We start from the raw sequence: 12,619 nt of genomic DNA, 5'->3' as shown, positions 1-12,619 counted from the left end.
GTCAGCTCCAGAAAGTCAGAGGGGAGGCATTGCCGCGATAGCCGACAAAGAACGATAGGCTCAAACGCGGATCCGTGACCCCCGGAGTTACCGAGTGCATGCGCCGCGAATTGAACATGATGAAATCGCCGGGCTGCGGTCGTACCTCGAGGGCGGGCGGCCCCAGCAGCGACGGCTCGATGCCATAACTGTCGCCGCGCATTTCGTCGAATTGATCGGGGGTGATGTGGTCATTCCACATCTGCAAGGCGCCACCCTCGGCGGGCATGTTCAGGTAGACGTTGCAGGCAAATTGCGCCTCGAGACTGCGCGCCTGAAAACTGTCCGGGGCGTCCTTGGCGAAGATGTCGTGATGAGCAAGAAAGCACACGCCCGGTTTGACCACCCGCGACAAACCGACATACATCTTGCGCCCGTAGAGATTTTCCAGATGCGCGCCGGCAGGCCAGGACTCGTCGAGCATGCAGCGCAAAGTGTCGATGGGCGAGGAGTAGGGCGCGCAGCGCTGACGCAGTTCGTCGATGTTGCGGGTGGCGCGTTCGAAGTAATCCTCGATCAGCAGCGGCTGGTTTTCCGCCTCGTAGAAGGCCATGCCGATGCGGCCGATGCTCGGTGCGTTGATGTAGCCTTCAAAGCCCGGGGCGAGGATCTTGTTGCCAATTTCGATCGCCAGCGGCTCGGGCAGAAAGCGTTTGACGCGGATGGCGAGGACTTCTTCGTTGGCCAGTTTTTTTATGCACGTCTCATCGAGACGCTCGACGTCTAGCATCATTTGTTTTAGGTCCATCTATCGATAGTCAACGGAACCGGCGAATGCGGTTCCCCGGCGTCGGACGCTGCGCGATGGCAATGTCCGAAATGCTCAATCCACGCTGTAGTGGACGGAAAGCGTGCCCTTCTTCTGCGAAAGGGACGCGATCGTGACTGTGCCCAGATCCTTCAGGCTTCGTACGTGGGTGCCACCGCAGCCATAGGCTGGCAGCTCACCGAAACTGATTTCCCGCGCGCCTTCGCGCAGCGAGGTCAGGCGCGGCAGATCATGTTCGATCCACTGCTCGATACCGGTTTGCACGGTTGGCGCATCGATTTCTTCAGCGCTATCGCCCGGCTTGAATTGCACCCGGCCTTCGTCCGGCCAGTGGTGCGCCTTGATCGGCATCCAGCCCATGGCCTGAATGAAATGACCGATCAGGTGCCCGGCCGAGTGCATGCGCGTATTGAAGCGGCGGCGCTCTTCATCGATACGGATGACGGTCATGCCCAGCGGCAGCGGGCGGTCGACGAAATGCACAATGCGCTCAGGTTCCTGTACCACGCGCGACACCCGGCTTTCACCGATCCAGCCGGTGTCGCAAGGCTGACCGCCGCCCTGCGGGTGAAACAGGGTAGCGCGCAGCACTACGGCGAATTCGTTCTCGTGGGGTGTGCAGTCGAGGACTTCGACATTCGCCTTGAGGTCGTCACTGTGAAAAAACAGGCGAAGCGTCATATTCCATGCCCTGATCGAAGTTCTGTTTTTATTATATGAATCGTGCAATAACGTGATAATCCGTTCGAACATCAAAGGACTTGTGCGTCGTGAGCATCAATCTTCCGCTGCCGTTGTTGGGTGAAATGGCGATTTTCGTCAAGGTTGTCGAGACCGGCAGCTTCTCTGAAGCGGCGCGGCAGATGGGTTCCTCACCCTCGGCGGTCAGTCGCAGTATTTCCCGATTGGAAAAGGCGTTGGCCACGCGCTTGCTGCAACGCACCACGCGCAAACTGCGCTTGAGCGATGGCGGTGAGGAGGTGTTCAAGCGTTGCCAGGAAATGGTCAGCGCGGCCAGGTCGGTGATGGAAATAAGCGGTCAGTTCACCCACGAAGCCGAAGGCCTGGTGCGGGTCAGCGTACCGAAAGCAGTGGGGCGTTTTGTGATTCATCCGCACATGCCGGAGTTTCTGCGCCGCTATCCCAAGGTTGATGTGGAGTTGCTGCTGGAAGATCGTCAGGTCGATCTGATCGATGATCATGTCGATCTGGCAATTCGCATCACTGATCGTCCACCGGCCGGTCTGGTCGGGCGGCAGTTGCTGACCATCGATCATTTGCTTTGCGCCACGCCGCAATACCTGGCCGAACACGGCACGCCGACGCATCCTCACGATTTGCTCAATCACAGTTGTATTTATCTGGGCGAAACGCCGAGCGATGCGCGCTGGAAATTCAAGAAGGGCAGCAAGGCGGTGACGGTCGGCGTGCGTGGGCGCTATGCCGCCAATCACACGGGTGTGCGCTTGGGGGCGGTGTTGCAGCACATCGGGATTGGCAGTCTGCCGTATTTCACGGCGCGTTATGCGTTGGAGCAGAAGTTGATTGTGCAGGTGTTGCCGGACTGGACGTTTCTTGCCTCTTATCACGGTGGGTTGTGGCTGCTGCATTCGCCGACGCGGTATCTGCCGCCGAAATTGCGGGTGTTTATTGATTATCTGGTGGAGTGTTTGCAGAAGGAGCCGACGTTGGGTAGGCCCGGGAAATCTGCCGGTGGGAGCAATGCGGCTGTGGCGTATGAGCTGCCGGAGAGTGAGGGGTTGCTTTGAGGTTCTTTGTGGGGGGGCTTGGCGGCCTTTGGGCCGACCATGCTCTGGTGGTTTGAGTGAATATCCGTTTCTGCGGTAACGGCTGCTTAGGGTTTCGCCCTTACGGCGACTTACTTTTTTACAAGCGCCTAAAAAAGTAAGCAAAAAACGCTAGCTCCTACGTTCGGCCCTCGCAGGCTCGGGTTCCTTCGCTGCGGGATCGATCCGGGCGCAGCGGCTACGGTTTGCTTCGCTGCACCTACACTCGCTGTGTACGACTGCGTCGTACGGTCGCTGCGCTCCCACGCCCGGATCAATCCCTCCGCTCAGCCTTCCGACGTCGCCTGTGAATCAAGATCAAAAGCGGTACTCGAGCTTGCGCTCATTGTTTTGAGTGGTGAGGGGCGGGTGGTGTCTGGCTGTTTTTGTGGTGAATTTTCCCCTCACCCCAGCCCTCTCCCGAGGGAGAGGGGGCCGGTTTGTGGGTTGTTCATAATCTGCATTCGACTCGGTAATTCAGGTCGACGTACCTCATCCAAACAGCGCGGTCAGTCCCCTCTCCCCTCCGGGAGAGGGCTAGGGTGAGGGGGCTTTTGATCTTGAAAAAAGGCCCGCATGGAATCTCCATGCGGGCCTTTTCAGTAGTGTTCGAATATCAGTGCTTGCTGTCCTGCGCGGACATGGCCAGCAGTTGTTTTTCCTGGTTCCAGTCGAACGGTTCGTCGTTCTGTTCGGCTTCGTAGCGGCGTTCTTCGAGGGCCTGGTAGAGGTCGATTTCTTCGTCGGAGAGGTAGTGCAGGCAGTCGCCGGCGAAGAACCACAGCAGGTCGCGTGGGATCAGGTGGGCGATTTGCGGGTAGCGGGTGATGACTTGGGTGAGGATGTCCTGGCCCAGGTATTGGCTTTCGATAGGGTCGATAGGCAGGGAGGCCAGCAGTTCGTCGAAGCGCTCGAGGAACAGGGCATGGCTTTCTTCGGGCACTTGTTCGGCCTCACCTACGGCGACCAGGATACTGCGCAGGTGGTCGAGCAACACGAGATGATCGGCAACGACGTTGGACACGAGATAAGTCCTCAAGAGCAAAACGGGCGCGGGAGTATAAAGCCCTCGCGCCGTTTTTTCACATAAACCGGGTTCAGCGGACTTTGCCCTCTGCCTGGGTCAGTTCTTCTTTGGCGAAATCGTCGACGTCGATCACCTTGCGGCGGGCCGCTTCGGCGTCGCGCAGGCTTTGCGCTTCGACGGCTTGCAGCACGCCGGCTTCCAGCGCGGCATCGATGGCGTGTTCGCCGGCTGCCGGTTTGACCTGGCCGCTCTTGAGTGCGGTGTGCAGTTTCTTGTGGAGCGGTTGCGCGGCATTGAGCAGGTCGCTGGCGTGTTGCAGCGCGCCCACGGCATCGTCCGCCGATTGCGGGCGGTAGCAGCCGGCGAGCAATTCTTCGAGGGCCGGATCGCCTTTGGCGCGACCGATGACCGCAGCGACTTCGGCGCCGAGTTTGTCCGATGGGCCTTTGTGACGGCGACCGAACGGGAAGACGATGACCCGCAGCAGGCAGCCGAAGACTTTGTTCGGGAAGTTGCTCAGCAGTTCATCCAGCGCACGCTCCGACTGGCCGAGGCTTTCTTCCATGGCCCAGCGGAACAGCGGTTCCATGTACGCCGGCGAATCCAGGTCGTGATAACGCTTGAGCGCCGCAGAGGCCAGATACAGGTTGCTCAGCACGTCGCCGAGGCGCGCCGACAGGCGTTCGCGGCGTTTCAGTTCGCCGCCCAGGAGCATCATGCTGAAGTCGGCGAGCATCGCGAATGCGGCGGCCTGACGGTTCAGCGCGCGGAAGTAGCCTTGGCTGATCCTGTCGCCCGGCGCATGTTCAAAGTGACCAAGGCCGAGGTTCAGCACCAGTGTGCTGGCGGCATTGCTGACGGCGAAACCGATGTGCTTGAGCAACAGACCGTCGAATTCCTTGAGTGCCTGATCCTTGTCCTCGCGACCGGCCAGGGCCATTTCCTTGAGTACGAACGGATGGCAACGGATCGCGCCCTGACCGAAGATCATCAGGTTGCGCGACAGGATGTTCGCGCCTTCGACGGTGATGAAGATCGGCGCGCCGTTCCAGCTGCGGCCCAGGTAGTTGTTCGGCCCCATGATGATCGCTTTACCACCATGCACATCCATGGCGTGGCTGATGCATTCGCGGCCGCGTTCGGTGAGGTGGTATTTGAGGATCGCCGACAGCACCGAGGGTTTTTCACCCAGGTCCACCGCGTTGGCGGTGAGCATGCGGGCGGCGTCCATCATCCAGGCGTTACCGCCGATGCGCGCCATGGCTTCCTGGATACCTTCGAAAGCGGACAGCGGCACATTGAATTGCTCGCGAATCTGCGCGTACTGACCAGTGACCAGACTGGTGAACTTGGCCGCGCCGGTGCCCACGGCTGGCAGCGAGATCGAACGCCCGACGGACAGGCAGTTCATCAGCATCATCCAGCCTTTGCCGAGCATTTCCTCACCACCGATGAGGTAGTCCAGCGGAATGAACACGTCCTTGCCGGAGTTCGGGCCGTTCATGAACGCGGCGCCCAGCGGCAGGTGACGACGACCGATTTCCACACCTGCGGTATCGGTCGGGATCAGCGCCAGACTGATGCCGAGGTCCTCTTCTTCACCGAGCAGGTGATCCGGGTCATAAGCCTTGAATGCCAGGCCAAGCAGAGTCGCGACCGGGCCGAGGGTGATGTAGCGCTTTTCCCAGTTCAGGCGCAGGCCGATGACTTCCTGTCCTTCCCACTGGCCTTTGCAGATGATCCCGGTGTCGGGCATCGCGCCGGCGTCGGAACCGGCCAGCGGACCGGTCAATGCGAAGCACGGAATATCGTCGCCACGGGCCAGGCGCGGCAGGTAGTGATTACGTTGTTCGTCGGTGCCGTAATGCAGCAATAGTTCGGCAGGGCCGAGGGAGTTGGGCACCATCACGGTGGAGGCGAGGTCGCCGCTGCGTGTCGCCAGTTTCATTGCCACTTGTGAGTGAGCGTAGGCCGAGAAGCCTTTGCCGCCGTATTCCTTGGGAATGATCAGGGCGAAAAAGCCATGTTCCTTGATGTGCGTCCAGGCCTCGGGCGGCAGGTCCATGGACTGGCCGATCTGCCAGTCGCTGACCATTGCGCAGAGTTCTTCGGTCGGGCCGTCGATGAAGGCTTGTTCTTCTTCGCTCAGTTGCACTTTTGGATAGGACAGCAGTTTGTCCCAGTCCGGACGGCCGCTGAACAGCTCGCCGTCCCACCATACGGTGCCAGCATCGATCGCGTCGCGTTCGGTCTGTGACATGGGCGGCAGGGTTTTCTGGAACCAGTTGAACAGCGGCGCGGTGAAGTGCTTGCGGCGCAGGTCAGGCAGCAACAATGGCGCGGCGACCACCGCCAACAGGACCCAGAAGACAAACAGCAGCCAGCCCGGCGCGTGACTGAAAATCCCCATGGCGACGAGATAGGCCGCAACGATGCCCAACGCGGGCAGCGGGGCGATGCGTCGATGGGCGAGATACGCCACGCCGACGATCAAAACCAGTATCCACAACAACAGCATATTCAGTCCTCCGTGAACCAAGGCAAATCGACCCTCCAGAGCTTAGACGGCATCTGCAAACAAGGGTGGTCAGAGCATGGTGATTGAAATCGTGGGAAACCCCGGATGGTTTTCGTAGGTTCGGTGGGCAACACGTGTGGGAAATCGTTCGTTGCTGCGCAGCTTTGCTTTCAGGTTTGGCCGAAACGTCGTTATCTCTGTGCTCAGGCTGTCGCTAGACTCGTGGCTTACCCAGGAGATTGCCGTCATGCACGAGTATCTGAGCCCCGGCCGCTTCATCGATAGTGACCACCCGGCGGTGGTGGAGTTCGCCGAGCAGCATCGCGGCGCCAGTAACCATCCGCGTGAGCAGGCGATCAGTCTGTATTACGCCGTGCGTGAGGCAGTGCGCTACAACCCCTACACCTTCAGCCGTGATCCGCAAACCTTGCGCGGCAGTTACGCACTGGCGGCGGGGGAGAGTTATTGCGTGCCGAAAGCTACGCTGCTCGCCGGTTGTGCCCGGCATTGCGGGATTCCGGCGCGCATCGGTCTGGCCGATGTGCGCAATCATTTGTCGACGCCGCGTTTGCTCGAGCTGCTGAAAAGCGACGTGTTCGCTATGCATGGCTACACCGAGCTGTTTCTCGACGGCCGCTGGGTCAAGGCGACGCCGGCGTTCAACCAGCAACTGTGCGAGCTGTTCAACGTCGCAGCGCTGGAATTCGACGGGGTCAACGACAGCGTTTTCCACCCGTTCAACCGTGATGGCGCGCAGTTGATGGAATATCTGCTCGATCACGGCCAGTTCACCGATGTGCCGGAAACGTTCTTCTTCGAGCACCTGCAAAAGTGCTATCCGCATCTGTTCAGTGAGCAACTGCCGGTGCTGCTGGGCGATATGCAGGCGGATTTGAGTCGCACCTGATCCGGCGTATGCTGGCCGTCCACTCACTTGCAAAGAGGCGGTCATGCTGAAGATCTGGGGACGAAAAAATTCATCGAACGTCAGAAAGCCATTGTGGGCTGCCGAAGAGTTGGGCCTGGCTTACGAGGCCATCGATGCCGGCGGCGCGTTCGGTGTAGTCGATACGCCCGAGTACCGCGCGATGAACCCCAATGGCCGGGTGCCGGTGATCGAGGATGACGGTTTCGTGCTGTGGGAATCCAACGCCATCGTTCGCTATCTGCTGGCCAAACACGCCCCGGACAGCGCCTGGTATCCGGCGGATGCGCAAGCCCGCGCCACGGCGGACAAATGGATGGACTGGACCACGTCGAGTTTCGCCGGGCCGTTTCGCACGGTGTTCTGGGGTGTGCTGCGCACGCCCTCCGAGAAGCAGGACTGGAAGGCGATCAACGCCGCGATCAACGCCGCGATCAAGGAATGCGATGAATTGCTGAACATGGCCGACCATGCCCTGATCAGCCAGCCTTATCTCTCCGGCAATGACATCGGCATGGGCGACATCCCGCTGGGCAGCTTCATTTATGCCTGGTTCGAAATGCCCATCGAGCGCGCCCCGCAACCACATCTCCAAGCCTGGTATGAACGTTTGAAGCAGCGTGTGGCCTATCAGAAAGCGGTCATGACCGCGTTGACTTGATAATTACTATCGACACACTTGACTGTACTTGTGCGGCGGCGGCAAGCACCATTGCGAACTTGCGCCGCGGTTGTTTCCCTCGCCGCCCGCCCTTATTTACTTCTTTCCTTCCTTCTTGGTGCGTAAATCCGATATGAGTTCCGCTCTGTCCATCCGGCAGCTAACCAAAACCTACGGCAACGGGTTCCAGGCCTTGAGTGGTATCGATCTGGACGTCGCCGAAGGTGATTTTTTCGCCTTGCTCGGCCCCAACGGCGCCGGCAAATCCACAACCATCGGCATCCTCTCGACCCTGGTCAACAAGACCAGCGGCACCGTGAATATTTTCGGCAATGACCTGGACAAGAACCCGGCGGCGCTCAAGCGCTCGATCGGCGTGGTGCCGCAGGAATTCAACTTCAACCAGTTCGAAAAGACCTTCGACATCGTCGTAACCCAGGCCGGCTACTATGGCATTCCGGCGAAAGTCGCCAAGGAACGCGCCGAGCAGTACCTGACCCAGCTCGGCCTGTGGGACAAGCGCGATGTGCCGTCGCGTTCACTGTCCGGCGGCATGAAACGTCGTTTGATGATCGCTCGTGCACTGGTGCACGAACCGCGTCTGCTTATTCTTGATGAACCGACTGCGGGCGTCGACATCGAGCTGCGCCGTTCGATGTGGACCTTCCTCACCGAGCTGAACCAGAAAGGCATCACCATCATTCTGACCACGCATTATCTGGAAGAGGCCGAGCAGCTGTGCCGCAACATCGGCATCATTGACCACGGCACCATTGTCGAAAACACCAGCATGAAACAGTTGCTGGGCCAGTTGCACGTGGAAACCTTTTTGCTCGACCTGAAACACGACTTGCACGTTGCGCCGCAATTGCTCGGCTACCCGGCCCGATTGCTCGACGGCCACACCCTGGAAGTGCAGGTCGACAAATCCATGGGCATCACGGCGTTGTTCACCCAGTTGGCGCAGCAGAACATCGAAGTGCTGAGCCTGCGTAACAAAACCAATCGCCTCGAGGAGTTGTTCGTGTCCCTGGTGGAGAAAAATCTGTCGAAGGTGGCGGTATGAGTTCCGAGTTCGGTCCCAACCTCGTCGCCCTGCAAACCATCGTCTACCGCGAGGTCAAACGCTTCATGCGGATCTGGCCGCAGACGTTGCTGCCGCCGGCGATCACCATGGTTCTGTACTTTGTGATCTTCGGCAACCTGATCGGTCGGCAGATCGGCGACATGGGTGGTTTCACTTACATGGAGTACATCGTGCCGGGTCTGATCATGATGTCAGTGATCACCAACTCGTACGGCAACGTGGTGTCGAGCTTCTTTGGCAGCAAGTTCCAGCGCTCGATCGAAGAGCTGATGGTCTCACCGGTGTCACCGCACACGATCCTGATCGGCTTCACCATTGGTGGGGTATTGCGCGGTCTGGCGGTGGGTCTGATCGTGACGATTCTGTCGCTGTTCTTCACAGATTTGCAGGTGCATCATCTCGGCGTGACCATCCTGGTGGTGGTGCTGACCGCGACAATCTTCTCGCTGCTGGGCTTTATCAACGCGGTGTTTGCGCGCAACTTCGATGATATTTCGATCATCCCGACCTTTGTGCTGACCCCGCTGACTTACCTTGGCGGCGTGTTCTACTCGATCACTTTGCTGCCACCGTTCTGGCAGACCGTGTCGCTGGCCAACCCGGTGCTGCACATGGTCAACGCCTTCCGCTACGGCATCCTTGGTGTCTCGGATATCCGTATCGGCATCGCCATCACCTTCATGCTGGTGGCGACCGTGGTGCTGTATCTCGGCTGTGCGCGGTTGTTGGTGAGCGGGCGCGGGATGCGTACCTGATCCCGACCGCGTCGCTTTCTTCGCGAGCAGGCTCGCTCCCACATTGGAATGATGTTCTCTGTGGGAGCGAGCCTGCTCGCGAAGGGGCCAGCCCAGACACAACAAAAAACGGCCTCCCATCGCGGAGGCCGTTTTGCTTTCATTTCTGCCGACTTTGCTTGCGCCGCCGCCATTGCCGCGCCACCCACCAGCGCCAGTAAAGCATCACCAGAAAATAGGCGAGGACGCCCAGCACCAGGCCGACAACCACCGAGCCCAATAAAAACGGCTGCCACAATGTCGACAGCTCACCGCTGATCCATTCCCAGGTCAACTCGTCCGGCAGATGCCGCGCCGGCACATCCATCAGGAACGCCCCGGCCTGGTAGGTGCAGAAAAACACCGCCGGCATGGTGATCGGATTGGTCAGCCAGACCAGGCTCACCGCGATTGGCATATTGCCGCGCACCATCACCGCCAATGCCGCCGCTACCAGCATCTGTGCCGGGATCGGCAGGAATGCCGCAAACAGGCCGACCGCCATCGCCCGGGCGACCGAGTGGCGGTTGAGATGCCAGAGGTTAGGGTCATGCAGCAACGTGCCGAGAAAGCGTAAGGATTTGTGTTCCCTGATGCTCGTCGGGTCGGGCATGTAACGTTTGAATAAGCGCCGGGGCATAGGGCTTCTCGGTCGGTTAAGGCGGCAAGTATGTCTGGATTCTACGAACCGCCCATTCAGACTTTGTGACAATTGTTGACGACGGTGGTGCCGCAGACCGGCTATGCCTAGTGGGGGGACTCTCAAGGACGGGCATATGCGCACAGGGATGATGGCGCTGGCAGTCGGTCTGCTGGCCCCGGTTTTTTTGCCGGCCTTGCCGCCGGTCGGTTGGTTGCTGGTGCTGCCAATGGTGGCGCTGATGTTGCTGCCGTTTCGCAGCTATCCATTGGCATGTTTGCTGTTTGGTTTCACGTGGGCTTGTTTCAGTGCGCAGTGGGCGCTGAATGACCGCTTGCCACCGAGCCTGGACGGCGAAACCCGTTGGCTTGAAGGGCGTGTGGTCGGCTTACCGCAGCACAGCGATGGCGTGGTGCGTTTCGAGCTGGCTGATGCGCGCTCACGCCACGAAAAACTGCCATCGCTGCTGCGCCTGGCCTGGTACGCCGGGCCGCCGGCCAACAGCGGCGAACGCTGGCGACTGGCGGTGAACTTGAAGCGCCCGGGTGGCCTGCTCAACCCGCACGCCTTCGACTACGAGGCCTGGCTGCTCGCGCAACGGATCGGCGCAACCGGCACGATCAAGGATGGCCAGCGCCTGGCTGAGGCCCGGCATGCATGGCGCGACGGCGTTCGCCAACGCCTGCTGGCGGTGGATGCGCAAGGACGCGAGGGCGCGCTGGCAGCGCTGGTGCTCGGTGATGGCTCTGGGCTCAGTCGCGAGGATTGGCAGGTACTGCAAGACACCGGCACCGTGCATCTGCTGGTGATCTCCGGCCAGCACATCGGTTTGCTCGCCGCAGTGATGTATCTGCTGGTTGCCGGGCTGGCGCGTTTCGGAATCTGGCCGTTGCGCTGGCCCTGGTTGCCGTGGGCGTGTGGCCTGGCATTCGCGGCGGCGCTGGGTTACGGCTTGCTCGCCGGGTTCGATGTGCCGGTGCAGCGCGCCTGCGTGATGGTGGCGCTGGTATTGTTGTGGCGCCTGCGTTTTCGCCATCTCGGCGCGTGGTGGCCGTTATTGCTGGCGTTCAATGGCGTGCTGTTGTTCGATCCGCTGGCCAGTTTGCGTCCAGGTTTCTGGCTGTCCTTCGCGGCCGTTGCAGTACTGATTTTCACCTTCGGCGGGCGGCTTGGGGCCTGGCGCTGGTGGCAGACCTGGACCCGCGCGCAGTGGCTGATCGCGATCGGCTTGTGTCCGGTGTTGCTGGCGCTGAGCTTGCCCATCAGCGTCAGCGGGCCTGTAGCCAATCTGCTGGCCGTTCCGTGGGTCAGCCTCGTGGTGCTGCCGCCGGCATTGCTCGGCACGCTATTGCTGCCCGTGCCTTATGTTGGCGAAGGACTGTTGTGGCTGGCCGGTGGTTTGATCGACTGGCTGTTTATCGGGCTGGCGCTGATTGCCGGGCAATGGCCGGCGTGGATACCAGCCGCCATTCCACTCTGGGCGTTGATCCTGGGCAGCCTTGGCGCGATTTTATTGCTGTTTCCCCGTGGCGTGCCGATGCGTCCATTGGGCTGGCCGCTGATGTTGCTTTTGATATGGCCGCCTCAAGAGCGAATAGAAGAAAGGCGAGCCGATGTCTGGCAAATCGACGTCGGCCAAGGCTTGGCGATTCTTGTGCGCACGCGACATCATGCACTGCTCTATGACGCCGGCCCGCGCTTCGGCGATTTCGATATCGGCGAACGAGTGGTGTTGCCAGCGTTACGCAAACTCAACGTGCAACAGCTCGACCTGATGCTGCTCAGCCACGCTGACGCCGATCACGCTGGCGGCGCCCGGGCGGTCATGCGTGGATTGAACGTGCACCGCGTGGTCAGCGGCGATCCGCCAAACCTGCCGCCGGAGCTGAACGCCGAAGCCTGCGCAAGTGGCGAACAGTGGCAGTGGGATGGCGTGCAGTTCCAGCTCTGGCAATGGTCGGCGGCCGATGACAGCAACCAGCGCTCCTGTGTATTGCAGATCGAAGCCAACGGTGAACGCCTGCTGCTCACCGGCGACATCGACATTCACGCCGAGCGCGTTCTGCTCGACAGCCCACTGGCCGTGCCGACGCAGTGGCTGCAATCGCCACATCACGGCAGTCGCAGTTCATCGTCGATGGCGCTGTTGAAAGCCTTGCAGCCGGAATCAGTGCTGATCTCCCGTGGCCACGGCAACTCCTTCGGTCATCCGCATCCCACCGTGCTGGCGCGCTACCGCAAGCAAGGTCTGCGCATCTACGACAGCGCCGAACAAGGTGCCATTCATTTGCAACTGGGCAGCTTCAAGCCGCCGTGGACGATGCGGCAACAGCGGCGTTTCTGGCGCGATCCGCCGGTCCCGGGCCGTTGATCGGTGCCAGCATGGGTGCCAC

General features: G+C 60.4%; 11 protein-coding genes. 6 read left to right on the top strand and 5 right to left on the bottom strand.

Annotated elements, in window-relative coordinates:
- Position 1 precedes the first annotated feature (1 nt).
- Both AB4O45_RS05805 and AB4O45_RS05800 read right to left on the bottom strand, forming a co-directional pair.
- Positions 2 to 772, bottom strand: a complete 771-nt coding sequence (locus AB4O45_RS05805; RefSeq protein WP_315435995.1) for a 2OG-Fe(II) oxygenase — start codon at positions 770 to 772, stop codon at positions 2 to 4.
- A gap of 90 nt (positions 773 to 862) precedes the next feature.
- Positions 863 to 1,489 carry an alanyl-tRNA editing protein gene (locus tag AB4O45_RS05800; protein ID WP_056788187.1) on the bottom strand — a complete coding sequence of 209 codons (627 nt, stop codon included), beginning with the start codon at positions 1,487 to 1,489 and terminating at the stop codon, positions 863 to 865.
- Between the two features lie 89 nt (positions 1,490 to 1,578).
- Between AB4O45_RS05800 and AB4O45_RS05795 the strand changes: the two genes are divergently transcribed.
- Positions 1,579 to 2,577, top strand: a complete 999-nt coding sequence (locus AB4O45_RS05795) for a LysR family transcriptional regulator (protein ID WP_024013940.1) — start codon at positions 1,579 to 1,581, stop codon at positions 2,575 to 2,577.
- Positions 2,578 to 3,211: 634 nt separating this feature from the next.
- Here the strand turns inward: AB4O45_RS05795 and AB4O45_RS05790 are convergent.
- Both AB4O45_RS05790 and AB4O45_RS05785 read right to left on the bottom strand, forming a co-directional pair.
- Complete coding sequence (locus tag AB4O45_RS05790; protein ID WP_007967565.1) at positions 3,212 to 3,619, bottom strand: PA2817 family protein; 408 nt, start codon at positions 3,617 to 3,619, stop codon at positions 3,212 to 3,214.
- Between the two features lie 73 nt (positions 3,620 to 3,692).
- Positions 3,693 to 6,140, bottom strand: coding sequence for an acyl-CoA dehydrogenase (locus AB4O45_RS05785; protein ID WP_460161186.1), 2,448 nt, complete (start codon positions 6,138 to 6,140; stop codon positions 3,693 to 3,695).
- Positions 6,141 to 6,387: 247 nt separating this feature from the next.
- Here AB4O45_RS05785 and AB4O45_RS05780 point away from each other — a divergent pair, with 247 nt between their 5' ends.
- From AB4O45_RS05780 to AB4O45_RS05765, 4 genes are all read left to right on the top strand, one after another.
- Complete coding sequence (locus tag AB4O45_RS05780; protein ID WP_252878709.1) at positions 6,388 to 7,047, top strand: transglutaminase-like domain-containing protein; 660 nt, start codon at positions 6,388 to 6,390, stop codon at positions 7,045 to 7,047.
- Between the two features lie 43 nt (positions 7,048 to 7,090).
- Positions 7,091 to 7,726, top strand: a complete 636-nt coding sequence (locus tag AB4O45_RS05775) for a glutathione S-transferase family protein (protein WP_460161185.1) — start codon at positions 7,091 to 7,093, stop codon at positions 7,724 to 7,726.
- A 133-nt stretch (positions 7,727 to 7,859) separates the two neighbouring features.
- Positions 7,860 to 8,792: an ABC transporter ATP-binding protein gene (locus AB4O45_RS05770; RefSeq protein WP_095181611.1), complete on the top strand. Its 933-nt coding sequence runs from the start codon at positions 7,860 to 7,862 to the stop codon at positions 8,790 to 8,792.
- Positions 8,789 to 9,568: an ABC transporter permease gene (locus tag AB4O45_RS05765; RefSeq protein ID WP_039760202.1), complete on the top strand. Its 780-nt coding sequence runs from the start codon at positions 8,789 to 8,791 to the stop codon at positions 9,566 to 9,568. The genes AB4O45_RS05770 and AB4O45_RS05765 overlap by 4 nt, the downstream gene beginning before the upstream one ends.
- Before the next feature lie 139 nt (positions 9,569 to 9,707).
- Here AB4O45_RS05765 and AB4O45_RS05760 read toward each other — a convergent pair whose 3' ends face one another.
- Complete coding sequence (locus AB4O45_RS05760) at positions 9,708 to 10,226, bottom strand: DUF2062 domain-containing protein (RefSeq protein ID WP_039760200.1); 519 nt, start codon at positions 10,224 to 10,226, stop codon at positions 9,708 to 9,710.
- A 136-nt stretch (positions 10,227 to 10,362) separates the two neighbouring features.
- Here AB4O45_RS05760 and AB4O45_RS05755 point away from each other — a divergent pair, with 136 nt between their 5' ends.
- Positions 10,363 to 12,597, top strand: coding sequence for a DNA internalization-related competence protein ComEC/Rec2 (locus tag AB4O45_RS05755; protein ID WP_460161184.1), 2,235 nt, complete (start codon positions 10,363 to 10,365; stop codon positions 12,595 to 12,597).
- Positions 12,598 to 12,619: the final 22 nt, after the last annotated feature.

The organism is Pseudomonas sp. S2_B10 (genome assembly GCF_054668425.1).
The sequence above is the reverse complement of the archived record's forward strand: the minus strand, read 5'-3'. Positions and strand labels throughout refer to the sequence as shown.